The organism is Alistipes sp. AF14-19, from assembly GCF_003461645.1.
Classification (GTDB): domain Bacteria; phylum Bacteroidota; class Bacteroidia; order Bacteroidales; family Rikenellaceae; genus Alistipes; species Alistipes shahii.
Window position 1 is genome coordinate 157,375 of sequence record NZ_QTXM01000004.1, and the last position, 26,653, is coordinate 184,027.

Annotated in this window: 24 protein-coding genes and 1 tRNA gene; 8 read left to right on the forward strand and 17 right to left on the reverse strand. The window is 60.6% G+C overall.

Annotation, left to right across the window (positions count from 1 at the left end; translation table 11 throughout):
• Positions 1 to 97: 97 nt before the first annotated feature.
• Together DWW03_RS16835 and DWW03_RS05820 are read right to left on the reverse strand one after the other, a co-directional pair.
• Positions 98 to 409 carry a hypothetical protein gene (locus tag DWW03_RS16835; RefSeq protein ID WP_022062368.1) on the reverse strand — a complete coding sequence of 104 codons (312 nt, stop codon included), beginning with the start codon at positions 407 to 409 and terminating at the stop codon, positions 98 to 100.
• Between the two features lie 113 nt (positions 410 to 522).
• The gene (locus tag DWW03_RS05820) at positions 523 to 1,704 is read right to left on the reverse strand and encodes a DUF4861 family protein (RefSeq protein WP_022062367.1); all 1,182 of its coding nucleotides are present in this window, start codon (positions 1,702 to 1,704) and stop codon (positions 523 to 525) included.
• Between the two features lie 324 nt (positions 1,705 to 2,028).
• Between DWW03_RS05820 and DWW03_RS05825 the strand changes: the two genes are divergently transcribed.
• Both DWW03_RS05825 and DWW03_RS05830 read left to right on the forward strand, forming a co-directional pair.
• Positions 2,029 to 2,117, forward strand: a tRNA-Ser gene (locus tag DWW03_RS05825).
• A 233-nt stretch (positions 2,118 to 2,350) separates the two neighbouring features.
• Positions 2,351 to 3,022 (forward strand): MarC family protein, encoded by a 672-nt coding sequence (locus DWW03_RS05830; RefSeq protein ID WP_022062366.1) that lies wholly within the window; start codon positions 2,351 to 2,353, stop codon positions 3,020 to 3,022.
• A gap of 29 nt (positions 3,023 to 3,051) precedes the next feature.
• Here the strand turns inward: DWW03_RS05830 and DWW03_RS05835 are convergent, their stop codons facing one another.
• From DWW03_RS05835 to DWW03_RS05850, 4 genes are all read right to left on the reverse strand, one after another.
• Positions 3,052 to 3,813 carry a TIGR03915 family putative DNA repair protein gene (locus DWW03_RS05835; RefSeq protein WP_022062365.1) on the reverse strand — a complete coding sequence of 254 codons (762 nt, stop codon included), beginning with the start codon at positions 3,811 to 3,813 and terminating at the stop codon, positions 3,052 to 3,054.
• Positions 3,814 to 3,817: 4 nt separating this feature from the next.
• Positions 3,818 to 5,077 carry a putative DNA modification/repair radical SAM protein gene (locus DWW03_RS05840; protein WP_015546578.1) on the reverse strand — a complete coding sequence of 420 codons (1,260 nt, stop codon included), beginning with the start codon at positions 5,075 to 5,077 and terminating at the stop codon, positions 3,818 to 3,820.
• Positions 5,078 to 5,266: 189 nt separating this feature from the next.
• On the reverse strand, positions 5,267 to 5,617 hold the full coding sequence (locus tag DWW03_RS05845; RefSeq protein WP_015546577.1) for an RNA recognition motif domain-containing protein: 351 nt from the start codon (positions 5,615 to 5,617) through the stop codon (positions 5,267 to 5,269).
• Positions 5,618 to 5,644: 27 nt separating this feature from the next.
• On the reverse strand, positions 5,645 to 6,091 hold the full coding sequence (locus DWW03_RS05850; protein ID WP_118406476.1) for a cold shock domain-containing protein: 447 nt from the start codon (positions 6,089 to 6,091) through the stop codon (positions 5,645 to 5,647).
• A 375-nt stretch (positions 6,092 to 6,466) separates the two neighbouring features.
• Between DWW03_RS05850 and DWW03_RS05855 the strand changes: the two genes are divergently transcribed.
• A complete protein-coding gene (locus DWW03_RS05855; protein WP_022062361.1) occupies positions 6,467 to 7,738 on the forward strand; it encodes a porin in 1,272 nt (423 codons plus the stop codon).
• Between the two features lie 111 nt (positions 7,739 to 7,849).
• On the opposite strand, the gene DWW03_RS05860 is transcribed toward DWW03_RS05855, so the two are convergent.
• A complete protein-coding gene (locus DWW03_RS05860; protein WP_022062360.1) occupies positions 7,850 to 8,344 on the reverse strand; it encodes a 3'-5' exonuclease in 495 nt (164 codons plus the stop codon).
• A 102-nt stretch (positions 8,345 to 8,446) separates the two neighbouring features.
• Positions 8,447 to 10,132, reverse strand: coding sequence for a DUF6377 domain-containing protein (locus DWW03_RS05865; RefSeq protein ID WP_022062359.1), 1,686 nt, complete (start codon positions 10,130 to 10,132; stop codon positions 8,447 to 8,449).
• Positions 10,133 to 10,354: 222 nt separating this feature from the next.
• Between DWW03_RS05865 and DWW03_RS05870 the strand changes: the two genes are divergently transcribed.
• Positions 10,355 to 12,460: a beta-glucosidase gene (locus DWW03_RS05870; protein ID WP_022062357.1), complete on the forward strand. Its 2,106-nt coding sequence runs from the start codon at positions 10,355 to 10,357 to the stop codon at positions 12,458 to 12,460.
• Positions 12,461 to 13,363: 903 nt separating this feature from the next.
• On the opposite strand, the gene DWW03_RS16840 is transcribed toward DWW03_RS05870, so the two are convergent.
• The 4 genes from DWW03_RS16840 to guaB form a co-directional block, all read right to left on the reverse strand.
• Entirely contained in the window at positions 13,364 to 13,495 is a 132-nt protein-coding gene (locus DWW03_RS16840; RefSeq protein WP_256168911.1) for a hypothetical protein, read from the reverse strand.
• A 99-nt stretch (positions 13,496 to 13,594) separates the two neighbouring features.
• A complete protein-coding gene (gene guaA / locus DWW03_RS05880; RefSeq protein WP_015546572.1) occupies positions 13,595 to 15,121 on the reverse strand; it encodes a glutamine-hydrolyzing GMP synthase in 1,527 nt (508 codons plus the stop codon).
• 13 nt (positions 15,122 to 15,134) lie between these two features.
• Entirely contained in the window at positions 15,135 to 15,305 is a 171-nt protein-coding gene (locus DWW03_RS16560; RefSeq protein WP_015546571.1) for a hypothetical protein, read from the reverse strand.
• Positions 15,306 to 16,784, reverse strand: coding sequence for an IMP dehydrogenase (gene guaB / locus DWW03_RS05885; protein WP_118406478.1), 1,479 nt, complete (start codon positions 16,782 to 16,784; stop codon positions 15,306 to 15,308). It abuts the gene before it with no gap.
• A 161-nt stretch (positions 16,785 to 16,945) separates the two neighbouring features.
• On the opposite strand from guaB, the gene DWW03_RS05890 reads away from it, so the two are divergent.
• Entirely contained in the window at positions 16,946 to 18,112 is a 1,167-nt protein-coding gene (locus DWW03_RS05890) for a TlpA disulfide reductase family protein (RefSeq protein ID WP_229095990.1), read from the forward strand.
• Positions 18,113 to 18,188: 76 nt separating this feature from the next.
• Here the strand turns inward: DWW03_RS05890 and panB are convergent, their stop codons facing one another.
• Together panB and DWW03_RS05900 are read right to left on the reverse strand one after the other, a co-directional pair.
• The gene (gene panB, locus DWW03_RS05895; RefSeq protein WP_022061504.1) at positions 18,189 to 19,004 is read right to left on the reverse strand and encodes a 3-methyl-2-oxobutanoate hydroxymethyltransferase; all 816 of its coding nucleotides are present in this window, start codon (positions 19,002 to 19,004) and stop codon (positions 18,189 to 18,191) included.
• Between the two features lie 34 nt (positions 19,005 to 19,038).
• Positions 19,039 to 19,575 (reverse strand): TrmH family RNA methyltransferase, encoded by a 537-nt coding sequence (locus DWW03_RS05900; RefSeq protein ID WP_022061505.1) that lies wholly within the window; start codon positions 19,573 to 19,575, stop codon positions 19,039 to 19,041.
• Between the two features lie 90 nt (positions 19,576 to 19,665).
• Between DWW03_RS05900 and DWW03_RS05905 the strand changes: the two genes are divergently transcribed.
• The 3 genes from DWW03_RS05905 (at position 19,666) to DWW03_RS05915 (ending at position 23,791) form a co-directional block, all read left to right on the forward strand.
• A complete protein-coding gene (locus DWW03_RS05905) occupies positions 19,666 to 20,769 on the forward strand; it encodes a hypothetical protein (RefSeq protein ID WP_022061506.1) in 1,104 nt (367 codons plus the stop codon).
• Between the two features lies 1 nt (position 20,770).
• Positions 20,771 to 22,447 carry a glutamine--tRNA ligase/YqeY domain fusion protein gene (locus DWW03_RS05910; protein ID WP_022061507.1) on the forward strand — a complete coding sequence of 559 codons (1,677 nt, stop codon included), beginning with the start codon at positions 20,771 to 20,773 and terminating at the stop codon, positions 22,445 to 22,447.
• Between the two features lie 129 nt (positions 22,448 to 22,576).
• Complete coding sequence (locus DWW03_RS05915) at positions 22,577 to 23,791, forward strand: sensor histidine kinase (protein WP_181989606.1); 1,215 nt, start codon at positions 22,577 to 22,579, stop codon at positions 23,789 to 23,791.
• Between the two features lie 6 nt (positions 23,792 to 23,797).
• Here the strand turns inward: DWW03_RS05915 and DWW03_RS05920 are convergent, their stop codons facing one another.
• From DWW03_RS05920 to DWW03_RS05930, 3 genes are all read right to left on the reverse strand, one after another.
• Positions 23,798 to 24,634, reverse strand: a complete 837-nt coding sequence (locus DWW03_RS05920) for a hypothetical protein (RefSeq protein ID WP_022061509.1) — start codon at positions 24,632 to 24,634, stop codon at positions 23,798 to 23,800.
• A gap of 83 nt (positions 24,635 to 24,717) precedes the next feature.
• Positions 24,718 to 25,734 (reverse strand): glycosyltransferase family 2 protein, encoded by a 1,017-nt coding sequence (locus DWW03_RS05925; RefSeq protein ID WP_118406479.1) that lies wholly within the window; start codon positions 25,732 to 25,734, stop codon positions 24,718 to 24,720.
• Entirely contained in the window at positions 25,721 to 26,641 is a 921-nt protein-coding gene (locus DWW03_RS05930; protein ID WP_022061511.1) for a lysophospholipid acyltransferase family protein, read from the reverse strand. Before DWW03_RS05930 ends, DWW03_RS05925 begins: the two co-directional genes overlap by 14 nt.
• Between the last annotated feature and the right edge of the window lie 12 nt (positions 26,642 to 26,653).

The window sequence follows — 26,653 nt, forward strand, 5'->3', positions numbered from 1 at the left end:
TTTTTACCATCTCCCCTGCAAATCCGGTTCCGCAACGGTCAAACGGCAAAAAAGAGGCGCGGAACGTTCCGCGCCTCTTTCATGCGAAGCCTTCCGGCTACCTGGCGGCCCCGGTATCGTCGGTCGCCGTCCACGTACTGTCGCCGGCAGCCCAGCTGGTCGGCAGGCCCGTGATGTTGGGCGAGAGCACACCCGCCGTGACCGAGAGGGTCATCGCATAGCCGGTTCCCGCGTCGCCGTCGCCCGAGCCGCCGAAATCGGCGACGCTGACCGTATTCGAAGGAATCGCGGGCCGGGCGACCTGCGGCATCTCGAACGGAAGGTTGCAGGCCGGGGCGTGTGCGCGGCATCCTGCGGCGGCTGCCAGGAGCGCCGCGGCTGCGCAAATCGTCACTTGTCTGAAGTTCATAAGAGAGGTGGTTTTATTCGTATACGTAAAATTTTCGCAATTTCAGGTATACAAAAGTACACTGCCCCCGCTTATCGGACAGGGATTTTTTGACGCAAACGATGCACTTTTTCTCAAAACTGTCTGATCCGCGAAACGACGACCGGGGTCCGGGCCGCACCCACCGACTCCATCAGTCCCAGGACGCATTCGGTATCGCTGCGGTCCTTGAGCCATTCGCTCTTGCGCCAGATCATCTCGAACGCGTAGTCGATCCGTCCGCGGGCATCGGGCGTGAGCTGGAAGAGGTAGCTGGTCTTGTCGTCGGTCTGCGAGACGATCTGCCTCTGCGGCACGGCGACGGCCAGCCCGACGCTCTCGCGCTCCCACTTCACGGTGTCGTTTTCGGGGAAGTCGCGCCCGAAGGCGGCGATCACGTTATCGTTCTTACAGACCTCGCTTTCGGCCATCTTCATCACGCCAGTCGTGAAGACCAGTCCCCTGAAGTCGCCCTCGATGCGGTTTTCGACCTGCACGTCGCCGTGCCCGGCGTAAAGAATGTAGCGCGAGGTCATCGTGATCTCGCGCCCTCCGTAGCGCCACCCTTCGACCCGCATTTCGACCACCGTGCGGATGGGTCCGTCGGCCAGAATGCGCGCTTCGCGGCGTTTGAAATCGGTGATGTGGACCATCTTTCTCTTTTCGGCGTCCCAGCCCTTGAGCGTCCCCACGCCCACCGACCCGAAGACGCGCAGGTTGTCGTGGCCGTAGCCGCGGGAGAGCTGCTCGTCCGAAGGATACCACATCGTCTCGGCCAGCTCGAGCTGCGGACGCTTCTTGCCGTAGGTGTCGACGGTCTGCTTGTTGTCGAAATAGATGCGGTAGGCGGCGTACTCCGACTCGAAGGCCGGGCCGTGGTGGTGCAGTTTATGGTACATGTCGTTCTTCTCCGAGGAGGCGCAGCCGACGGCTCGCAGGGTCTTGTCGGGGTTCTTGAGCCACATCTGGGCATGTACGCGTTTTTTGAAAACGCGCTTGTCGGGGTCCGAGGAGTAGAGAACCTGGAAATTCTGGCTGCCGGAAATGCCGGAGACGAAGACCAGTTCGCCCAGTTCCCGGTCCAACTGGGAGGGAATCCGGTGAACGCCGCCGAGCGACACGACGGCGCTCTGCGCCCACTCGGGCACATCGCGGATCACGACCGGACATTCGGCGCGCTTGCCCGTGACCGTCACACGGTAGAGGCATTTCCGGGTTTTGGCATTCAGGCTGCAAACGGCCCCGAGGGCCAGCAAAAGCAAGAGAATCCGTTTCATGGCTATTCCAGTTTTCGATGATTCGTTCCGGTCGTGCACAGCTTGGGAGAGCCGCCGGGGGCAGTCCGCCCGGGAAAGCGCACGGCGCAGCTTCGGGCAGCACCTCGGCGAGCGGCCGCACGAGGCGGTTTTCCGGCGCAGGCTGCGCTGCGGCGGATACCGCGACAAAAGCAGCACACCATATGTAATATGCAACGGGTGCGTTTCAAACCGGGGTCGAGGATTTACGCAAAAATACAAATTTTGACCGCATTTCTTTGTATTTCCCTAAAAAGATTCTATATTTGCACACCCTTTCGGAGTTAACAGCCGGAAGGCGTGTCCGGAGAGGTGGGTGAGTGGCTGAAACCACCGGTTTGCTAAACCGACGTACGGGGCAACCTGTACCACGAGTTCGAATCTCGTCCTCTCCGCAAAAGCCGACACGCAAAGCGGCTATAAAACAGAAAACCCTGCAAGATCAACGACTTGCAGGGTTTTACTTTTCCGGTCTGCGATTGTTGTCGTCGTTGGAGACCGGGATTACGCGTGATCCGGAAACCGAACGGCTTCCGCCTCCGGACGATATGGCTCCGCCCGGAGGACGGAAGGTTTGGAACGGTTCTTGCCAGACTCAAGCCTGCAATACAAAGTTCCGAGCCTCAAGATGTTAAAGGAAGGGTTTCTGTTCACGTTCATATCCGCCTTCATGGCGCTGTTCCCGGTGGCCAACCCGGTGGGAGCCGGATTCCTGGTCAACGGACTGCTGTCGGGGCTGAACGACGAGGACCGCAGGTCGATCATCCGCAGAATCGTCACCGACTATCTGCTCGTCGGGCTGGGCAGCCTGGCCGTGGGGCATTTCGTGCTGTCGCTTTTCGGGCTTTCGCTCCCGGTCATCCAACTGGGCGGAGGACTGCTGATCTGCCGCACCGCCCTGCAATGGCTCGGCGATTCGGACTCCTCGGTGGGACGGACGCAGGGCAAGGACGTCAACCCCATTCACAAATCGGCCATCGAGTCGCAGATCTTCTACCCGATCACCTTTCCCATCAGCATCGGCCCGGGCAGCGTCTCGGTCATCCTGACGCTGATGGCGTCGGTCAGCATGAAGAACGGCTGGGCGCGGGGCCTGCTCTTCTACGCGATCATCGCGCTGGTCATCGTACTGATGTGCCTGATACTTTATCTGTTCCTGTCGCAGGGCGAACGGATCATCCGCAAAATCGGCAACAGCGGCAGCATCGTCATCAACAAGATGGTCGCCTTCTTCACCTTCTGCGTCGGCGTCCAGATCGTCGTGACGGGCATCGCCAAGCTGTTCAACCTGCATGTCTGACCGAAAACCGGCCTCCCCGTCCCGGCCGGTCACTCCATTTCAGTCAGATGCTTCCAGTAACGACGGGGCATCATACGGCGCTGCTGGCGTTCGTTGATGCGCCGGGGGATCGCCAGCGCCCGGAAATAGTTTTTCCACAGCAGCTGAAACTGCCGCTCGTCCTCGGCGAGCCATTCGTCGGCAAGTTTGTCGGCGATCATTCCCCGGTCGTCCTCCAGCGTGACGCACCGCGCCGTATGCCCGTCGTAATAGTAGCCGCAATCGCGCCGCCTGTCGTAGATCAGCCACCGCTGGTCGGCGAAACGGTCGGTGAAATAGTCCACCGCCAACGGCAGGGCGTCGTGCTCGGGCGTGACGGCGGCGAAATAGGTCCCGTCGGCGGCTTTCTGGAGGCGGACGAACTGTTTGAGACGTTCCCGCTCGTGGGAGACCTTGAGCGCCAACTGGAAAAGGGACTTCATGTCGGGATCGGCCTGGTCGGCCACGACGCCTCCGCCCTCGTCGAAAACACGGCGCAGACAGCGCAGCATCAGCAGGTCGCCCTGCGGCTGCTCCCCGTGCCAGGCATAGACGAACATCGAACGGGTGCGGGCGGTCAGCCGCCGTTCCAGTCCCCGCCACACACGGCCGGCATGCGCCTCGTCGGTCGCAACGTCGTGGACGCGCTCCGTAAAAAACGGTTCGGGTTCCCCGGGGCCGATCAGCGCCTCGGGAAACGCCCGCATCGAGTAGGCATCGAACAGAGCCGACAGCAGCCCGTCGAAGGATTTGTCGTATCGGAAAACCAGCATCGCGTCAGAAAAGGGTCAGTTGGCCTTCGTTATTACCCGTTTTCCGCCGCTGCGGAGCGGTCAGCAGGCGGCGCACCTGCTCGGGGCGCAGTTCGTTGACGCCCTGCCCCGCAGTAAGTTCCCGGCAGCTGATGAAATACTGCGCCTTCTTCATCACCACGCCGATCTGCCGCAGCGACTGCTGCGTCAGCGTCCGGTAGCGGCGCGAGGAGACGATCAGCCGGGCCGACTTGACCCCGATGCCCGGCACGCGCAGCAGAGCCTCGTAGTCCGCACGGTTGACATCGACAGGAAAAAACGCGGGATTCCGCAAAGCCCAGGCCAGCTTGGGGTCGATGTCGAGATCCAGCCGAGGCGTCTGCTCGTCGGCGATCTCCTCGGCGCGGAACCCGTAGAAACGCATCAGCCAGTCGGCCTGGTAGAGCCGGTTCTCGCGCACGAGCGGCGCCTTGTCGAGCGCCGGAAGCCGCTTGTCGTAGGGATTGACGGGAATGAAGCCCGAGTAGTAGACCCGCTTCATCGTGGGCCGTCCGTAGAGGGCCGACGAGAGCAGCAGGATGTCGCGGTCGCTCTCGTCCGTGGCCCCGACGATCATCTGCGTGCTCTGCCCGGCAGGAGCGAAGCGGGGCGCATGGCGGAAGCGCGTACGCTCCTCGGCGCTCTGGAGCACCCCCTGCTGGATGTAGCTCATCGGGCGGTAGATGCTTTCGTAATTCTTGTCGGGGGCCAGCAATTGCAGGTTGCGTTCGGTCGGGATTTCGATGTTGACGCTCATGCGGTCGGCGTAGCGTCCGGCCTCGGCCACCAGTTCGCGGCTGGCACCGGGAATGCTCTTCAGATGGATGTACCCGTTGAAACGGTGCACCGTGCGCAGGTCGCGGGCCACGCGGACCATGCGCTCCATCGTATAGTCGGGATCGCGGACGACGCCCGACGAGAGGAAAAGCCCCTCGATGTAGTTGCGGCGATAGAACTCGATGGTCAGTTCGGCCAGTTCGCCCGGTGTGAAGGCGGCGCGCGGAATGTCGTTGCTGCGGCGGTTGATGCAGTAGGCGCAGTCGTAGATGCAGACGTTGGTGAGCATGATCTTCAGCAGCGAGACGCAGCGTCCGTCGGCCGTAAAGGAGTGGCAGATGCCCCACCCCGCGGCGCTGCCCACCCCGCCCGCACGATGCTTGCGCGTCACGCCGCTCGAAGCGCACGAAACGTCGTATTTGGCCGACTCGGCCAGCACCTTGAGTTTTTCGAGCACCGTCTCCTTCATGGCGGCAAGTTATCGCTTTTTTCGGGAAAAACAGAGGTCCCGCGGGTAATTTTTCGCTCTTTTTCCCGATGTCGCTGGGCGTGTGGAAAATAGGGAAAAACAAAAAACGGGGCGGTTTTTACCGCCCCGCTCCGTATGGTATGGGGAGAAACGCTCTCCCGGAGATCCGTTCTGAAATAAAATCCGGAATTAGTACCGGTTGCGACCGTAACCGCCGCCGTTGCCGCCGTAGCCTCCGCCACGGTTGCCGCCGTAACCGCCTCCGCGATTGCCGCCGTAGCCGCCCGAAGAGCGCTCCTCGCGGGGACGAGCCACGTTGACCGTGATCGTCTGACCCTCGAAGCTGGTTCCGTTGAGCTGGTCGATGGCCTTCTGACCCTCTTCCTCATTGGGCATCTCGACGAAGCCGAAACCGCGCGAACGGCCCGTCTCCCGGTCGGTAATAACGTTAGCCGACGCTACTTCGCCGAACTGCATGAATAAATTTCCTAAGCCCTCACTGCTCGTGCCCCAGCTCAGATGCGAAACATAAATGTTCATTCTCTTGATAAGTTAATTAAAAAAGTGTTATTTGTTACTGATAACTATTCGTACTGCATTCATTCCCCGCGTGCCGCGTTCGAGTTCGAACGTCACCCGGTCCCCTTCGGCAATGCCCGCCGGGGCGTTGGTGATGTGAAAAAAGTATTTCTCGGAACTGGCGGCATCCTTGATGAAGCCGTAGCCTTTGGATGCGGTGAAATATTCCACCCGGCCGCTCATCGGCTCCTCCTCCTCGATTTCCGACTGTCTCGGGACCGAAATTTCGATCTGCGAGGCGTCGATCTCCTCCTTGGGCTTCACATCCTGCGGGGTCGTGTGAAGGACGCCGTTTTCGTCGACATACGCCAGCATGTCCTCGAAACTGCGGCTCCCGCCGCTCAGACGCTCCTCCTTTTTCTTCTGCTTGTCCTGACGTTTGGTCTGCTTTAATTTCTCTCTTTCTCTCTTTCCCGATGTAATTCGTTTGGCCATTTATCAATTATTTTTTTGCAAATACCGAAGCGCACAAGGCGCACCGCTCCCAACAAAAGAGCAAGCTAATGAGGTCGATTTTGAGAATGGGGGAAACCGCGATGGACTGCGGGATCAAACACTTACAAAGAAAGATTCAAAACAAAACTCGATTGTTTGGCAACAAAGATACACATTTTATTCCAGAAATCCTATTTTTCCGGATTTTATCTCTTCCGCCGCATCTTTTTACCCGCCGAAAGCCCTCTGCCGCCCCTGTATTTCAAATTCGTTTCAGATTTACGCCCCAACTTTGCATCGCGGTTCCCCGGACTCTGCATATTTTTTGTACTTTTGTCCGACATGCAACCGAAAGAGAATTAACAGAAAGATACGATGAAAAAATTCCCGATCCTGCTCCTGCTGACCGCCTGCTGGTCGCTGGCCGCGGCACAGGAGAGGCCGCAGGTCCCTGCGGCGCAGAAACGCAACCTCCGCACCGAAATCATCGCGGCCGATTCAACCGGCGAACTGCTGGCACAGCTGCGCAACATGCCCAACATCGAAATCGGCAAGGGCATCACCTTCCGGCCCAAAAACGACTGGTTCGAACTGACGATGCGCTTCCGCATGCAGAACCTTCTGGCGCTGTCGTTCGACGACGACTTCACGCTCACCAAGACCGAGGCCCGCGTCAAACGGCTGCGGCTGCGCTTCGACGGTTACATCTATTCGCCCAAACTGGTCTACTCGGTCCAGCTGGGATTCACCTCCTACGACACAGAGCCGCTGCCCGGCGGCGACATGAACATCGTGCGCGACGCCATCGTCTACTACGTGCCCAACGCCACCTGGAACATCGGCTTCGGGCAGACCAAGATCAAGGCCAACCGCGCGCGGATCAACTCGTCGAGCGCCCTGCAATTCGTCGACCGGAGCATCGTCAACAGCGAATTCAACCTCGACCGCGACTTCGGGTTCTTCGGCGAATACAACATGCGCCACGGCGAGGGCTTCAACCTCTCGGCAAAAGGCTCCGTCACGCTGGGCGAAGGCCGCAACTGGGGCAGTTCGCCGACCGGAGGGCTGGCCTATACGGGGCGTCTGGAACTCTATCCGCTGGGACGCTTCAAGTCGAAGGGCGACGTCATCGAGGGCAACTACGAATTCGAGGAGCGGGTGAAGATTCTGCTCGCCGGAGCCTACTCCTACAACCACAAGGCCTCGCGGCTGAAGGGTCAGCGGGGAGCCGTGATGCCCGGCGACGCCACACGCAACCTGGGGTCCTATTTCGTCGATTTCATCCTCGAATACCGGGGCTTCGCCTTCTACACCGATTTCATGGGCCGTTCGTGCAGCGACCCGCTGTTCAGCCCCGAAACCGGAGCCTTCGTCTACAACGGGCAGGGTCTCAACGTGCAGACCAGCTACCTGTTCAACAAAAAATGGGAAATCGCCCTGCGCAACTCGACGCTGTTCCCGGACAGCGAAGTGCAGCCGCTGGCCGGATACCGCAACTGGAACCAGACCACGCTGGGCATCACGCGCTACATCATCGGCCACAGCCTCAAAGTGCAGGCCGACATGTCGTACAACACCCGGAGCAGGTCCATAGACCCCAATTACAACCGCTGGGAGATCCGCTTCCAGCTGGAGCTGGGGCTTTGACGGAGAGAAAAGGCCGTCCGAAAAATCCGTCCGAAAAAAATCACCCCTGCCGGAAGCTCTCCGGCAGGGGTGAAATCGTAAAAATCAGACTTCTCGAGCGACACCTATATATTATAGGATTTTCAGGGCGATCTGCGCGCACGCCTCGGCATCGGCCAGCGCGTGGTGGTGGTTTTCGAGTTCGAAGCCGCAGGCGGCGGAGACGGTGTGCAGCTGATGGTTGGGCAGGCGGCTGCCGAAGGTGCGGCGCGAGGCCCGACAGGTGCAGTAGAAGGTATAACCGGGCCAGGGCATGCCGTACAGTTCGAAGACGGCCCGCAGGCAGCCTTCGTCGAAGGGCGAGTTGTGGGCCACGAGCGGCAGCCCCTCGATACGGGGTTCGATTTCGCGCCACACCGACGCGAAATCGGGGGCATCAGCCGTATCTTCATAGCGCAGACCGTGGATGGCCGTCGTGAAATGGCTGTAAAAATTGGGACGGGGACGGATCAGGCGGTAAAACGTATCGACCACCTCGCCGCCGCGCACGACGACGACGCCCACCGAGCAGACGCTCGTGCGCTTGCCGTTGGCCGTTTCGAAATCTATGGCTGCAAAATCTTTCATCGTATCGGTATATGCGTGCTGCAAATATACGCATTTCCGCGTCGGAGCGTACACCCCGAGCGAAAAAACTCCGTGTTTCGCCGACAAGAGGCCCCGTTCCGATCAGGTCCCGGAAAGCTCCGCGGCATCGTCCCCGAGACCGATGGACTGCACCCGCTGTTCGAAATCCCGCTCCGGAACGAGCGAACGCAACCGCATGCGCGAACGGTAGCTGTACACCGTATTGACCGAACAGTGCAGCAGTGCGGCGATGGTCGCCGTGTCGGTGATGCCCAGCCGGACCAGCGCGAAGATGCGCAGTTCGGTCGTGAGGCTTCCCGGACGACGGACCCCGATGCGCGCATCGTCGGCGAGCAGACGGTTGAACTCCCCGATGAACGAGGGGAAAAGCCCCAGGAAGGTGGTGTCGAAATTGTGGTAGAACTCTTTCAGTTCGTCGCTCCGGACATCGGTTCCGGCGTACTCGCGGCGCAGCTCGTCGGAACGGCCGTCGCGCAGCATCCGGCCGACATGACGGTAGGTGTCGGCCAGTTTGTAGATATATTCGGAGATCGTCTTCAGGAACCCGCCGATATAAACCTCCTTGATGCGGTTGGCGTCGGCGATGCGGATGTTCTGCCGGCTCAGGTCGGCATTGGTTTCGCGCAGGCTCGCAGCCAGCTCGGCCAGTTTTCCGTTCGACTCGCGCAGGGTCTGCTGCACGGCGTTGAGCCGCCGGTTCTGGCGCAGGACGAACAGCACGCCTCCGATTGCCGAGAGGGCGAAAAGAAAGGCCAGAAGGATCAGCGCGACGTACATCGCGCGCAGACGGGCATTGCGCTCGCTGTACGCCTGCTCGATCTGGGGCAGAATCGCCATGTCGCGCCACGAACGGATAGGCGAATTGTAGGCCTGCGTGTCGTTGATCGCAACGCGGATACACCGCATCGCCCGTGCGGCGTCGCCCCGGCGCAGCAGCTCTTCGGCCACGCCGCCCAAGGCGCCGTAGTCGCGGACCGCCCCCTGCACATCGGCCATGGCGGCGCGCACGAGCCATTCGAAACGAGCCGCTTCGTCGCCCCGGAACCTTTCGGTCTCCGAACGGTAGAACGCCGCCCGGGCATAGTCGTGCGACGCGGGCGGAGCGCATGCCAACGCACTGTCGCAGGCCGCGGCGGCACGGTCGTAATCCCCTTCGTCCACGGCGACGAGGTAGGCGAAATAGAAACGTTTCGAAATGTCGCCGGTGGTTTCCAGCGCACGGCGGGCGTAGTACTCCTCGCAGGCCCGAAACCGGTCGCGCTCCGCCCCCGGCTCGCTCTGGCTGCGGCACTCGCGGTTCTGGCGATGCTGCGCGGCATAATAGGCCGCCTGCGTCGCACGGCTCATATGCAGCGTGTCGGTCGCCCCGGCCAGCACCCGGTCGGCTTCGAGGAAGCGGCCGTTCATGCTGTAACACATCGCCATGACCGATTTGGCGCGGATCGTCAGGTCGGCATTCCCCGCCCTTTCGGCCAGCGCGACATTCCGGCGCAGGTAGGCGATCGTCGAGTCGCTCTGGTAGGCGAAATAACGCTCCGCGATCTCCGCCGTGACGGCATAACGCGCCCCGAACCCGAGGGTGTCGCCGCATAGCAGGGATTTGAGCGAGTCGAGGCGCGCTTCGTGACGGAGCAGGAACTCCTCGCGGCGGTCGAGCAGACCGTCCAGGCGGCGAAGCAGCGTATGTATGTCCGAAGGTTCCCCGGCACGCAGACCGGATGCGGAGACGACGAGAAAGGCCGCGAAAAGGAGAGGCAGTTTTTTCATTTCAGGCAACGGATTTGCACAAATATAACGATAAAAAGCATGCAAAAGCAAATTATCAGGCCTGTTTTATTTGTATAATTCAACGCCATCTGAAGCATCAATCAACTGGTTTTCAGAAAACTGACAGTTCATATCATTTATATTTTTCCGAAGAGCCGTTCCGGCGGGCCGTTCATGCGCTAACTTTGCAGAAGACAGAAACGCAAACCAATTCAAAAAACGATGAAAACCTCCGTAAAACTTTTGCTCGCCTTCGCAACGGCAGCCGCGGCGATCGCACCGGCCGCCGCCCAGCAGGTCGTAGCGTGGGACGAGGCCTACCGGCAGGCCGACGCCCGGATCGCACAGCTGACCCTCGACGAGAAGATCTCGTTCATGCGCGGCTACTCCTCGTTCTTCTTCTACGGCGTGCCCGAGAAAGGCATGCCCTACATCTATCTCTCCGACGCCACGCAGGGCGTGCACATGCGCGACAACCTGTCCGACCCGACGATGGTCCGCCAGCTGGAGCGTTCGACGGCCTTTCCGTGCCCGATCTCCCTCGCAGCGACCTTCAACCCGTCGCTGGCCTATCGTTATGCCGAAGCCGTAGGCGAAGAGTGCCGCGCCGGAGGCATCGAAGTCCTGCTGGGTCCGGGCATGAACATCTACCGCAACTCGCAGAACGGACGCAATTTCGAATACATGGGCGAAGATCCGCTGCTCGCCTCGGCGATGGTCGCCGAGTATGTGAAGGGCATGCAGTCGACGGGAACCGTGGCGTGTCTGAAACACTTCATCTGCAACGAGACGGAATTTTACCGCCGCCGCTCGAACTCGATCGTCGACGAACGGGCGCTGCACGAACTCTACCTGCCGCCGTTCAAGGCCGGCATCGACGCTGGCGTGGGTTACGTGATGACCTCCTACAACCGCCTCAACGGCGAGTGGGCCGGGCAGAACGCCGACCTGATCCGGCGCATCCTGCGCGGCGAGCTGGGATTCCGGGGCTGCGTGATGAGCGACTGGTCGTCGGTGAACGACACGGAGAAGGTGGTCAAGAGCGGCCAGAACGTCGAGATGCCGGGCCGCAAGGAGTTCTTCGGCGAGGTGCGCGCGCTGCTCAAGGAGGGCCGCATCACCGAAAAGGACATTGAGAAAATGATCCGCCCCAACATCGCCACGAGCATCGCCTTCGGACTTTACGACCGGGAGAAATACGTTCCCGCCCTGCTGGAGAAATTCCCGGCGCACAAGCAGACCGGCTACGACGTGGCCGCCGAGGGCATCGTACTGCTGCGCAACAACGGCATCCTGCCCCTCGCCGAAGGCCGCAAAATCCTGCTGACGGGACGCTTCACCGAGCAGATTCCCCGCACGGGAGGCAGCACGTCGTCCTCGGCCGAGGTGCTGGGCTACGACAACGTGACGCTGACCGCGGCGCTCCGCGAGGTCTACGGCGATGCGGTCCGCGTCGTCGAAAAACCCTCCCGCGAGGAGCTGGCCGCCGCCGACGTGGTGCTGCTCTCGACGGGCACGATCGACGTGGAGTCGTTCGAACGCCCCTTCGCGCTGCCCAAGGAGGAGGAGGCCTTCATCCGCACGGCCGTCGAGTCCAATCCCAACACCATCGTGCTGGTCAACTCGGGTTCGGGAATCCGCATGGGCGGCTGGAACGACAAAGCCGCAGCGGTGATCTACGGCTGGTATCCGGGCCAGAGCGGCTTCACGGCGCTGGCCGACATTCTTTCGGGCAAACTGTCGCCCTCGGGCAAACTGCCCATGACCATCGAGAAGGAGTTCAACGACTCCCCCGCCAAAGGCACGATGCCCGCCGGCGCGGAGTTCTACAACAAGGCGCCCCGCGCCTACAACGAACGCCTGATCCAGCTCTACGACATCGACTACAAGGAGTCGGTGCTGGTCGGCTACCGCTGGTACGAGACCAAGGGCATCGCACCGCTCTACCCCTTCGGATTCGGACTTTCGTACACCACGTTCGAGCTTTCGAAACCCCGCGCCCCGAAGGCGTTCCCCGCCGACAAGCCGCTGAAAGTGAGCGTCACGCTGACCAACACGGGCGATCGCGAGGGCGCGGAGGTCGTGCAGCTCTACGTCACGGAGAACGCCCCGACGGTCCTCCGGCCGAAAAAGGAGCTGAAAGGCTTCCGGAAAGTGACCCTGGCCCCCGGCAAAAGCGCCGTCGTGGAGTTCGAACTCGACCGGCAGGCGCTGGCGTTCTGGGACACGCAGTCGCGCGGCTGGAAGGTCAACCCGGGCGAATACACCCTTTCGCTGGGAACCTCGTCGGCCGACATCGCCGCCACGCTGCCCGTCTCGGTGAAATAACCCCGCAGCGGCAAGAAAGGACCGCATCCGCGGAGAGTTCACTATTGACTATCGTAAACGAGGTTTCGGTTTCCAGGCCGTCGCCTCGTTTACTTTTTTTGCCTTTCATTGCGCATCATGCTGAATTACAACATGCAGTCTCTCGCCTTCTCGCCCATTCCCGAACAGAATCCGATCGAAGCATACGGCAATATGCTGCATTCGGACGGATTCATCTCCGTTTCCGGCATAAATCGCCGAAAAATTTGCCGGTCCCGTATGAACCGTTAATTTTGTATATGGATTCAGTTTGTCGGAATGCGTAAATCGGTATTCATACTGCTAACGGTTTTCATGGCCTGCCTGCTCTGCAAGGAGTCGGGGAACAGGCCGGACGCTCCATGGAAATTCACGAATGAAACGTTCCTAACCCGTGGGGGGGGGAATTTACTTGCCGACCAATGGCAATGTGAATACGTCTATAATTCCGATTTAAGTCTTACCGGTGTCTTGCAGGAGTGCGAAAAAGCACGCACGTCCGTATCCATGTTCCAGCGCGGAGCCCAAGGGCGCTCGCGTGTTGCGTTTTTATCAATGTGTTGCGTCACATACGGTATTTCGGGCGTTGCCGGACTCGTTGCAAGGGTGCACAGAAAAGGTTTCGCTGCCGGACTGCATGCCGTAGACCATTACGTCTACCGTCTGCGCCGGCTCATTATTTAGCCATGCGGCAAGAAGATTCACAAAAAGCCATGCACGCTGTTTACAGCGAAACAATCATATCGGGCATCGCCCCCAGGGCTTTTCCATAGCCCGTCCTAAACAAAAAATGCGCGTACACTGCGGCATAATGCCCGGCCGCATCAGGCCCCGACAATCAAGGCCCGCATGCGCTCCCCGTTTTCAAGCCCGTCACCGTGTCCTTCATTTTTTCACCCGCACCTCGTACAGGTCGCTGCGGCGGTCCTTGAGGTTGCAGACCTCTTTCGGAATTTCCATGACGACGGTCGGAATAGGCGAAACGCCCGCTGCGGATTGCAGTTCAGAACGATGCATATAAACAAAAGCAAACGAGGCGACGGTCTGGAAACCGAAACCTCGTTTACAACAGTGAATTTCCCGCGGATGCGGTCCTTTTTCATAACGGGAATCCCCCTACTCCCACTCGATGGTTGCGGGCGGTTTGGAGGAGATGTCGTAGACTACGCGGTTGACCCCCTTGACCTTGTTGATGATGTCGTTCGACACGTTGGCCAGGAACTCGTAGGGCAGGTGCACCCAGTCGGCCGTCATGCCGTCCGTGGAGGTCACGGCGCGCAGGGCCACGCAGCTCTCGTAGGTGCGCTCGTCGCCCATCACGCCGACGCTCTTCACCGGAAGCAGGACAGCCCCCGCCTGCCACACCTGGTCGTACAGCCCGGCGGCGCGCAGCGAGTCGATATAGATTTTGTCGACGTTCTGGAGGATTTCGACCTTCTCGGGCGTGATGTCGCCCAGAATGCGGATCGCAAGGCCCGGTCCCGGGAAGGGATGGCGGCCGATCAGCTGTTCGGAAATGCCCATCGAACGGCCCACGCGGCGCACCTCGTCCTTGAACAGCAGGCGCAGCGGCTCGACGATCTTCAGGTTCATCTTCTCGGGAAGCCCGCCGACGTTGTGGTGCGACTTGATCGTGGCCGAAGGGCCGTTGACCGAACACGACTCGATCACATCCGGATAGATCGTACCCTGCGCCAGCCACTTGACGTCCTTGATCTGAATGGCCTCCTCGTTGAAAACCTCCACGAAGTCGCGGCCGATGATCTTGCGCTTCCGCTCGGGGTCCGTAACGCCCGCCAGATCGCCCAGGAACTTGGCCGAGGCATTCACGCCCTTGACGTTCAGCCCCATGTGCTTATAGGACTCCAGCACCTCCCCGAACTCGTTCTTGCGCAGCAGGCCCGAGTCGACGAAGACGCAGTAGAGGTTCTTGCCGATGGCCTTGTGCAGCAGCACGGCCGCCACCGACGAATCCACGCCGCCCGAAAGCGCCAGCACGACCTTGTCGTCGCCCAGCTTCTCGCGCAGTTCGCGCACGGTAGCCTCCACAAAACCCTCCGAGGTCCACGACTGCCCGCAGCCGCAGATGTCCACGACGAAGTTTTTGAGCAGCTGCGTGCCGTCGGTCGAATGGTACACTTCGGGGTGGAACTGGATGCCCCACGTCTGCTCGCCCCCGACGTGGAAGGCGGCGACGCGCACGTCCTCGGTGCTGGCGATCAGTTCATAGTTGTCGGGCACGCGCGTAATGGTGTCGCCGTGCGACATCCACACCTGCGTGCGGGCCGGAAGGCCGCGCATCAGCGCATCCGAGGCGTCGCCCACGGTGAGCATCGCACGGCCGTATTCGCGGCTGGGCGCGGGCTGCACCTCGCCGCCGAAAGCCGAGGCGAGGAACTGCGCGCCGTAGCAGACGCCCAGCAGCGGCAGTTTGCCCTTGATGGCCGAAAGGTCGGGAGTCGGGGCCTGTGCGTCCCGCACGGAGAAGGGACTGCCCGAAAGAATCACGCCCCGCACCGACGCGTCTATCGCCGGAATTTTGTTGAAGGGGTGGATTTCGCAATAGACGTTCAGTTCGCGGACACGGCGTGCGATCAGCTGCGTGTACTGCGATCCGAAGTCGAGAATCAGGATTTTTTCCATATCAGTCGTTCAATTACTTTCCAAAATTTCGATAGCCCACCCACACGCGCCGGAGAAGATAACCCAACGCCGCCGCAAGGACCAGCGTACGCAGCACCGGAAGGCGGGTGATCAGCCATGCGGCGAACAGTGCGAACGCCGCCGCCAGAATCCACCAGTCGTATTTCGAAACCGGGAGTCCCATCTACCGTTCGCTCGAATAGTTGGGCGCCTCGCTCGTGATGGCTACGTCGTGCGGATGGCTCTCCTGCATGCCCGAAGCCGTGATGCGGATGAACCGGGCCTGCTTGAGCGTCTCGATGTCCTTCGCGCCGCAGTAGCCCATGCCCGAACGGACGCCGCCGATGAGCTGGTAAACCGTCTCGGAAAGGGAGCCCTTGAACGGCACGCGCGCGGCGATGCCTTCGGGAACGAGCTTGCTGATGTTGCCTTCGCAGCCCTTCTGGAAATAGCGGTCGGCCGACCCGGCCTTCATGGCGTCGATCGAGCCCATGCCGCGGTAGCTCTTGAACTTGCGGCCGTTGAAGATGATCGTCTCGCCCGGAGCCTCCTCCGTGCCGGCGAACATCGAACCGATCATCACGCAGTCGCCGCCCGCAGCCAGCGCCTTGACCAGATCGCCCGAATAACGCAGTCCGCCGTCGGCGATCACCGGAACGCCGCTCTCGCGGGCCACGCAGGCCACGTCGTAGATGGCCGTCAGCTGGGGAACGCCCACACCCGCGATGATGCGCGTCGTGCAGATCGAACCGGGACCGATGCCGACCTTCACGCCGTCGGCGCCGTTCTCGATCAGGTAGCGCGCGGCCCCGCCCGTGGCGATGTTGCCCACCACCACGTCGAGCGACGGATAAACCTCCTTGATCCGCTTGAGCATCGAAACGATGTTGGCCGAATGGCCGTGCGCCGAGTCGAGCACCACGGCGTCGACGTCCTCGGCGACCAGCGCCTTCACGCGGTCCATCGCGTCGGGCGTAACGCCGACGCCGGCCGCCACGCGCAGGCGGCCCTTCGCGTCCTTGCAGGCATTGGGGTGATCCTGCACCTTGGTGATGTCCTTATAAGTGATCAGCCCCACCAGACGGCCTGCGTCGTCCACCACGGGGAGCTTTTCGATCTTGCTGTTGAGCAGTATTTCCTGGGCGTGGGAGAGTTCGGGATTGTGCGTCGTCACGAGGCGGTCGCCGGGCGTCATCACCTCCTCGATGCGGCGCGACATGTCGCGCTGGAAACGCAGGTCGCGGTTGGTGACGATGCCGATAAGCATCCTGTCCGCATCCACGACCGGAATGCCTCCGATCTTGTTCTCTTTCATCAGGTTCAGCGCGTCGCCGACGGTGTGGTCCTTGGAAATGGTCACCGGATCGTAGATCATGCCGTTCTCGGCGCGCTTCACCTTGCGGACCTGCGCGGCCTGCTCGGCGATGGTCATGTTCTTGTGGATCACGCCGATTCCTCCTTCCCGCGCCAGGGCGATGGCCAGCGGCGCTTCAGTTACCGTGTCCATGGCGGCGGACACAATGGGGATGTTGAGAGAGATATTTCGCGAGAAACGGGTCTGGACATTGACCTCTCGCGGCAACACTTCCGAATAGGCGGGTATAAGCAGCACATCGTCGAAGGTAAGTCCTTCGGGCTGAACCCTTTCATTGATAAAAGACATAATGAACGTGGATTTTTGTTGCTCGCAAATGTAGTGATTTTTTTCGAAACGGCCTAATTTCCGGACCTATCCGCCGATTTTTTTATCAACATTCTATCAATAGGTTCGGCGTAAGACTTTTTGTGTTATCTTTGAATGCAAAATCGACCCACCATCCCGAAATGAAAAGAGACCTGCTCCTCCTGCTTGCGGCCGCCGTCGCCGGCTGCGCACCCCGACATACGATCACGGGGCATATCGACAGCCTGACCAACGATTCACTCTGCATCGTGCACTGCGCGATCGAAGATATGCCCGGCCTCAAGGGAGATGACGACCAACGGATCTCCTACGACACGATCGTCGCCGCCAACGGGCGATTTGCATACGACACGCCCGTCGAGCGGCCGACACAATTCATCATCATCCCCATGCAGCTCATGGAATTCGATCAGGGAAGACGCCATTCGACCAGCACTTCGGACATGAAATTATTCCTCGACAAGGGCGAACACGCCGTACTCCGGGGCCGGATCGACTCGACGGTTTTCAACTGCACGCTTTCGGGCACACGTCTCAACGAAGATCACAGCCGCCATTATCAGGAATTGCGGTCCTTCTGGATCGAAGGCCAGCGATTGCAGGATGCCATGGCCGGAAAAAGCCGCGCGGAACAGGAAGCGCTCTACGAGCGGTTCCGGCAGGTGATGGCCCGCCGCCGGGCTTGCGAAATGAACTACATCGACGCCAATCCGGACAACCCGCTCGCAGGGTACTGCCTGACGAAAATACCCATCGACAGCGTTTTAACATACCACGAACGACTCGCCGATGCGGCCCGCAACTCGATATTTAGGCCATTGCTCGAACCGCTGCTGGCCAAAGCCGGAAAATACCGCCTGATCCGGCTGGCCGAAGCGAAGATCGTCGCCGGCAGCCCCGCTCCGGACTTCACGCTGAAAACCGCCGACGATAAGAATTTCACCCTCTCGTCGCTTCGCGGAAAGTATGTCGTGCTCGACTTTTGGGGCAGCTGGTGCGGATGGTGCATCAAAGGAATCCCGAAGATGAAGAGATACTACGACCGTTATAAAAGCAAACTGGAAATAGTCGGCATCGACTGCAACGACACTCCGGAGAGATGGCTCGCCGCGGTCGAAGAACACCGGCTGCCGTGGATCAACGTCTACAATCCGAAAGACGTTCCGGCAGCGGAAGACATCTCCGTCGAATATGCTGTCAGCGGATACCCCACCAAGGTGATCATCGGTCCCGACGGCCTCATCATCGGAAAATACGCGGGCGAAGGACCCGATTTCTACGAGGCCCTGCACAAGACGATCAAATAGCCTTCTTTAGCCTTCTGCAACGCAAGCCCCGGCTGAAATGTTCCAGCCGGGGCTTGCGTGTATAAGGAATCAGGGACTAATACTGCTCCTTTTCGTTGGGGAAATCGCACTCCTTCACATCCCTGACATACTGCTCCACGGCACCGGTCATCACCGTGTGCAGGTCGGCGTAGCGGCGCAGGAAGCGCGGCGAGAACCCTTTGTTGATACCCAGCATGTCGTGGATCACGAGCACCTGGCCGTCGCAGCCCGCGCCGGCGCCGATGCCGATCGTCGGGGTCGGAATCTCGGCGGTCACGCGCGCGGCCAGCGCCGCGGGAATCTTTTCGAGCACGATGCCGAAACAGCCCGCCTCGCTCAACAGGTGCGCGTCGCGCAGCAGCTTTTCGGCCTCGGCCTCCTCCTTGGCGCGGACGGCGTAGGTTCCGAACTTGTGGATCGACTGGGGCGTCAGGCCGAGGTGTCCCATGACGGGAATGCCGGCCGAGAGAATGCGCTGGACCGATTCGAGGATCTCCTCGCCGCCCTCCATCTTCACGGCGTCGGCCTCGGTCTCCTTCATAATGCGGATGGCCGAATCGAGCGCCACCTTCGAGTTGCCCTGATAGGTTCCGAACGGCAGGTCGACGACGACCAGCGCCCGCTCCACGGCACGCACGACCGAACGGGCGTGGTAGATCATCATATCGAGGGTGATGGGAACCGTGGTCTCGTAACCGGCCATCACGTTGGCGGCCGAGTCGCCCACGAGAATCACGTCGATACCCGCGGCATCGACGATCTTCGCCATCGAATAGTCGTAAGAGGTGAGCATGGCGATCTTCTCGCCCCGCTGTTTCATCTCCGTCAGGCGGTAAGTCGTTACCGCGCGGACGGTGCTTTCTACTGACATTTTTTCAGATTTTAAGTTTTACAACGCGGCAAAGTTAACGCTTCGGACGGATTTGGCAAAAGAAACTCCATAAAACGACGCCGCCCGACACCGAGACGTTGACCGAATGCTTGGTCCCGGCCTGCGGGATTTCGACGGCCCCGTCGCACCGGTCGACGGCCTCCTCCCCCACGCCGTCGACCTCGTTGCCGAAGACGAGCGCATACTTCACCCCCGGCACGGCGCGAAACTCATCGAGCATCACGGCCCCCTCGACCTGCTCCACGGCGTAGACCGCATATCCTTCGGCACGCAGCTGCGCAATGCACCCGACGGTCGAAGCGCAATAACTCCAGGGCACGGTCATCTCGGCCCCTAGAGCCGTTTTGTGAATGTCACGGCTGGGCGGAGTGGCGGTGATGCCGCACAGGACGATCCGCTCCACGGCGAAAGCATCGCCCGTGCGGAAAAAGGCCCCGACGTTCTGGGCCGAACGAACGTTGTCCAGCACCACCGTGACAGGCATCTTTTCCATCGCGGCGAACTCCTCGGCCGAAGGCCTGCCGAGTTCTTCGTTGGTGATTTTGCGCATAATGGGTTCGGAACGATTGATTTCGGGGGCAAAAGTAAATAAAATTAAAATCTTTTCCTTACTTTTGTCAGCTATATTCCGTTGACACCTATGAAAAAACTTTTACTCTTGCTCGCCCTTTCCGGATGCGTCGCCGCAGGACACGCACAGGAGATTCTGCTGGGAACCGATTTCAAAATGTATTTCGACAACAAGGAATTCGGCAGCAACGAGTTCGCCGTGCCGGGACTGGACATCGAATCGGGCACGGACTTCGCGGCCCGGCTGACGCCCCGTGTCGGCATCCGGTGGGACGAGAAAAACACGCTGGTCATCGCCGCGGACATGATCAAGAATTTCGGAACCCAGGAATCGGCCTATCTTTCGGAGATCAAACCCGTCTTCTACTACCAGTTCCAGACGCCCAAGGTGACGGCCGCAGCCGGTATCTTCACGCGCGACATGATGCACGACGACGACTATTCGACGGCATTCTTCTCCGAGTCGGAACGCTTCTTCCACAACCGCATGAACGGCGTGCTGGCGCAGTACAACGGCAAAAGGGACTCCTATGTCGAGTTCGTCTGCGACTGGGAGGGCATGTATTCCACCCTCTCGCGCGAAAAGTTCCGCATCCTGCTCGCCGGACGCCACTACCTCGACACGTTCTACTATGGGTTCAACTACTCGATGTTCCACTATGCGGGACAGCAGGGCGCGCCGATCGAAAACGTCGTCGACCTGCAACTGCTCACCCCCTGCGTCGGCGTGCGGTTCAACGCCTTCTTCGATTTCGACATCAAACTGGGAGCTTTGCTCACGGCCCAGCGCGACCGCAGTTTCGGCCACTCGTGGGAAAAGCCCTGCATGGGCGAGTTCGCCTTCCGGATCAGCCGCTGGGGACTGTCGCTCGACGAACGCCTCTATGTCGGGGACAACATCCACCCCTTCTTCTACGGACATGAACTCGAAGACGGCACACCGCTCCCTTACGGCCGCGAGTTGTACCCCGCCGAGAGTTTCTTCCGCACCGACCAGAAGGTGTACAGCCGCACGGCGCTCTCCTACCGCCGCTCGTTCTTCGACGACACGGTCTCGGTCCGCGCGGAGTTCGCCGCCCACCACGACGGCACGGCCCTGGGAACCCAGCAAATGCTGGTCGTGGGGGTGAAACTGCTCAAAACCGTTTACAACAGCAAGAATCATAAAAAATAATATGGCAAGCGAAACAAACGAAACACGGGAGAAGTCGCTGAACTTCCTCGAAGAGATCATCGAAGAGTCGATCGCCGGGGGCGAAACGCGCATACAGACCCGTTTCCCGCCCGAACCGAACGGTTACCTGCATATCGGCCACGCCAAGAGCATCTGCATCAACTTCGGACTGGCGAAGAAATACGGCGGCAAGTGCAACCTGCGCTTCGACGACACGAACCCCGTCAAGGAGGACGTGGAGTATGTCGACTCGATCAAGCGCGACATCCAGTGGCTCGGCTTCCAGTGGGAGCTGGAGCGTTATGCGTCGGACTATTTCGACCAGCTCTACGAATGGGCCGTCGAACTGATCAAGAAGGGGCTGGCCTACGTCGACGACCAGACGCAGGACGAGATCCGCGAAAACCGCGGCACGGTGTCCGTGCCGGGAACGCCCTCGCCGTGGCGCGACCGTTCGGTGGAGGAAAACCTCGATTTGTTCACGAGAATGAAGAACGGCGAGTTCCCCGACGGAGCCAAGGTGCTGCGCGCCAAGATCGACATGGCCCATCCGAACATGCTGTTCCGCGACCCGATCATGTACCGCATCATCCACGCCGAGCATCACCGCACGGGCGACAAATGGTGCATCTACCCGATGTACGACTACGCCCACGGCCAGAGCGACTCGATCGAGCGGATCACCCACTCGATCTGCACCCTGGAATTCGACGTGCACCGTCCGCTGTACGACTGGTTCATCCAGGCGCTCGACATTTTCCCCTCGCACCAGTACGAGTTCGCGCGCCTGAACCTCACCTATACGATGATGTCGAAGCGCAAGCTGTTGAAGCTCGTGCAGGAGGGCGCCGTGATGGGCTGGGACGATCCCCGCATGCCGACGATCTGCGCCCTGCGCCGCAAGGGCTACACGCCCGCCTCGGTGCGCAACTTCGCCGAGATGGTGGGCGTCGCCAAGCGCGACAACGTGATCGACCTCGGGAAGCTGGAATACTGCGTGCGCGAAGACCTGAACCGGGTCGCCCAGCGCCGCATGGCCGTGCTGAATCCGCTGAAGGTGGTCATCACGAACTACGAGGACGACAAAACCGAGCTGTTCACGGCGATCAACAACCCCGAGGACGAAGCCGCCGGCACGCGGCAGGTTCCCTTCTCGAAGGTGATCTGGATCGAGCGCGACGACTTCATGGAGAATCCGCCCAAGAAGTTCTTCCGCCTCTCGCCGGGCGGCGAGGTGCGCCTGCGCTATTCGTACCTCATCAAGTGCGAGGAGGTCGTCAAGGACGAGGGGGGCAACATCACCGAACTGCGCTGCACCTACGACCCGATGTCGGGCGGAGGTTCGTCGAGCGACGGCCGCCGCGTGAAAGGCGTCATCCACTGGGTGTCGGCCGCGGATGCCGTGGAGGCCGAAATCCGGCTGTTCAACCCGCTCTTCACGAAGGAGGACCCCGACGACGTGGACGAAGGGCAGACCTGGGAGGACAACCTCAATCCCGAATCAATGGTCAAAATCACAGGCTACCTCGAGCCGTCGCTGCGCGACATCCCCGTAGGCCAGGCCGTACAGTTCGAGCGCGTGGGCTACTTCTGCCCCGACACCGACTCGACCCCCGGTCATCTGGTGTTCAACCGCACGGTAACGCTCAAGGACTCGTGGGCCAAGATCAACAAATAGAAAGATCCCCCACCGACAAAAAAAGACATCCGGACGATTCCGGATGTCTTTTTTATCATTTACCCTCCTATTTCACCGGATTTTACCTACCTTTGGGATCGGAAACGAAAACCGAATAATCGGATGCAGTTGTTATACGTAATAGGAACAGGGGTGCTGGCGGCGTTTTGCGTCCTCCTGGCCGTCCGTATCTGCTACCAGCGCCGGTACATCCGAACAAGCGACCGGATCAACGACTGCATATTCCGCAACGTAGCCGCCTACCTGCTGCTGATCGACCCCGATTTCAACGTTCTGCAAACCAACTATCGCTCCGCGACGGGAACCGCACCGCAAGCCGTGCCGCCCAAGGTGGGCAACCTGCTGCGCTGCAGGAACGGCGAGGACGCCGGCGTCTGCGGCACGCACGAATTGTGCGCCGACTGTCCCGTCCGCGCGGCCATCACCGGGGTGTTCCGGACGAAGAAAGGCTTCTCGGGACTGGAGGTCCCGATGGTGCTCTACACCTCCGACGACCACACGGAGACCGTCGACTGCGACGTAAGCGTGGCGGGCAATTTCCTCACCGTCGCAGGACAACCCCGGGTGGTGCTGACCGTAAGCGACATCTCGGCCCAGAAACGCACCCAGCGCGAACTGGAGAAAGCCCGCGTTCGCGCCGAAGAGTCCGACCGCATGAAATCACGCTTCCTGGCCAACATGAGCCACGAACTGCGCACGCCGCTGAACGCCATCATCGGATTCTCGGAACTGCTCATGGACGACCCCGCCCCGACCGAGAAACAGGAGTACATGCGCATCATCCGCTCCAACGGCGAGGTACTGATGCAGCAACTCAGCGACATCCTCGATCTCTCGAAGATCGAAGCCGGAACCCTCGGCTACGAATATAGCGACGTGGAACTCAATGCCGTCATGGAAGAGCTGGAAGGCGGTTTCCGCATGCGGCAGCCGGAGAACAGCCCGGTGCGGATCACCTTCCACAGAAAATATCCCGTCCGCTACATCCGCACGGACCGCAAACGGCTGATTCAGGTGATCGCCAACCTTTTGAGCAACGCCGTGAAATTCACCTCCGAAGGTTCCGTCGATTTCGGGTTCGAAATCCGCGGCGGGGAACTCTACGTCTACGTCGCCGACACGGGAGCCGGCATCCCCGAAGAACACCGGGGACAGCTTTTCCAACGTTTCGTCAAGGCGGGATCGTTCAGGCAGGGCATCGGCATCGGACTGGCGATCTCGAAGTCGATCGTCGAAACGATGGGCGGCCGCATCGGCGTCGAATCCCGACCGGGCAAAGGCTCGACCTTCTGGTTCACGCTCCCCTGCAAGCCGGAGCAATAAGCATCGTTATCCTCTTCGCGGTTTCCAAACCCTCCCGGCCCTGCGCAGCGGAATAAAATACGCCTGTTCCTTCCAGGTCTCTCCGACCCACCAGGCATCCCAGCGCGACACCGAGCGAAACGCCCGCAGAGCTGCCTGCAACAGCGGGTCAGCCGGATCGCTGACAACAGGACTTCCCTTTTCCGACAACAGTCGCGCCCGGTCGATCCGAACCACCCGCCCTGTGGAATCGGCTGCAAAGACCACATACAGCGACAGCAGATCGGGCGACTTTCCGACATGAAGGCTGTCGAACGCCGCGGCCACACGCTGTGCATTGTCCGTCGCATCCGCACCTCTTTCATACAGCCGGTTCCGGTAGGCTTTCGTCTCACTCACGCGCCCCTCGGACACCGCAGCCACCCATTCGCGTTCGAGATTCCGCATAAATCCATCGTGTTGGTAATACACCAGATTCCCCGTGCCATAGCGGATCTCTCCGCTGAACCAGCCGGCCCGGGCGCGTGATCCCGCTGCAAATTCGGGAACCAGCTCCGCTCCGGAAAATACGACGTCGCCGTCCTCGGTGTTCACGCACTCAAGCCACAAGATGCCCTCGTCGTCCAGCCGCCAGACACCGATACAGCGACGCCTGCAAGCCGTAGAGCCGGAGGCATCGAGTTCGTCCAGCCGTTTTTCGAGCCGGGCGAGCACGGCGGAATCCGCCGTCGCCAGCGGCAGTGCGAACAACTGCATCGTATCGCGCCCGACGACAAGCCGTTCGGCAGCCTGCCCTGTCGCCGACGCGCGAAAAGGCTGCAAAAAACACACGACTGCCGACAACAGAAGAGCCGCACGTATCATAAGCGAGGGTATTTTTCAGAAAGATACGCAAAAAACGAAGATCGCACAAGTCCCGTTGCGAAAACGACGACATCGGCTCCGCGTCAGCGCATCATGCCGCCGAAGGTCCGCCGGCCGAAAAGATAGCGCAGCACCACCGAGCCGCGGTAGATGTTTTCCGCGGCGGAGCCCTTGCGGTTCGCGCGGATCTCACGCCGTTTGCGGGCCAGCGCCCCGTGCCAGCGGATGAAGTCGCCCCAGGCGCGGAACACGGCGCGGAAGTTGTCCCGGCGGCCCTGCATGAGGTAGGACAGCGCGGCGAGCAGGTCGAGCGCCGGGCGCGCAACGGCCACGCAAAGCCGCTGTGCGGGCGAGGCGCACTTGTAAAGCATGGCGAGATTGTTCCGGTGATTGTAGAAGACCTTGGCCGGAGAATCGGTCTGGAGCGTGCCGCCGCCCAGGTGGTAGACCCTGCTCCGGGGCACGATCCGCACCCGGTAACCCGCCAGCTGCATCCGCCAGCAGAGGTCGATCTCCTCCATGTGGGCGAAGAAATCGCCGTCGAAGCCGCCCAGCGCACGGAACACGTCGGCCCGGCAGCAGAAAGCCGCGCCGCTCACCCAGAACACGTCGCGCTCGTCGTCGTACTGGCCCCGGTCCTTCTCCACGCAGCGCAGGATGCGCCCCCGGCAGAAGGGATAGCCCAGGTAGTCGATGAAACCGCCCGCAGCCCCCGCATACTCGAACTCCGTGCGGTCGGCGCAGGAGATCAGCTTCGGCGCGGCGACCGCCACGTCGGGATTCCGGTCCAGACAGTCGAGAATCGGCGCAAGCCACCCCTCGGGGGTCTCGACATCGGAGTTCAGCAGCAGGTAATAATCGGCCTCGATATACTCCAATGCGCGGTTGTAGCCTCCGGCAAAGCCGTAGTTGCGGTCCATGCGCAGGACCGTGACCGACGGAAACCCGGCGGCGAGCGCCGCAAGAGAGTCGTCCGTCGAACCGTTGTCGGCGACGATGACCTCGACGCCGGCGGGAGCCGCGGCCACGACCGACGGCAGGAAACGACGCAGGTGGTCCGCACCGTTCCAGTTGAGTATGATAATTTTAGCGACCGGCATGAGTTCGTTTGTGCTTCCAGCGGCGATGCGACCACATCCACAGTTCGGGACACTCGCAGATCATCCGCTCCAACTTACGAACGTAACGCTGCGTGATTTCGTATTCGGCGACCTCCTCTTTGCCGTCATAAATCAGTTCGAAGGACATTTCGTAGCGTCCCCGCCGCAGGCGGCTCATCTTCACGAAGTAGACCGGGAGGTTGCAGCGCAGGGCCAGTTTCTCGCCACCGTCGAAGAAGATCGTATCCTGATTGAGGAAGCGGAACCAACGGCTGTCGGGCCGCCGCGGGGGATTCTGGTCGGCGATAAGCCCCATCACGAGGTTCTTGCCGGCGATGCCTCCGGTCCGGTTGCGCAGGTAGAAACGCAGGCTCTCCTTCATCGAGACGGTCATCGAATTTTCGTAATTGCGCAGCCGCCGGTAGAGTTCCTCCATCACCTTGCTGCGCAGCGGATGGTAGACGGCGACCAGCATCTGCGACCGCTCGTAAAGCCCCCAGTAGGAGCAGTACTCCCAGCAGCCGAAATGGGCCGTCATGGCGATCCAGTCGCGGCCGTGCACCGCTTCCACGTGTTTCTCCACGTCTTTGACCGTAAGCACCGTCCGCCCCTTCTCCTCGTTCATGTAGGCCATGTTGATCGTGTCGACGAAGATTTCGGACAGCGTGCGGTAGAACCGCCGCCGGATGACGGCCAGTTCGCGTTCGCTCTTCTCGGGGAACGAGTTCCGCAGGTTGGTCTTGACGACCTTCATGCGGTAGCGCAGGCAGTAGTAGAGCAGGACGAAAAGCAGGTTTTCGACGACGTAGTACTTGAACCAGTAAGGCATCACGGCGAACACGCGTGCGCCCAGCCAAAGGGTCTCCAGCCAGAAGCGCTGCAAAATGGTCAGATCGGTTCGTTTCATGCCTGCCGCCCG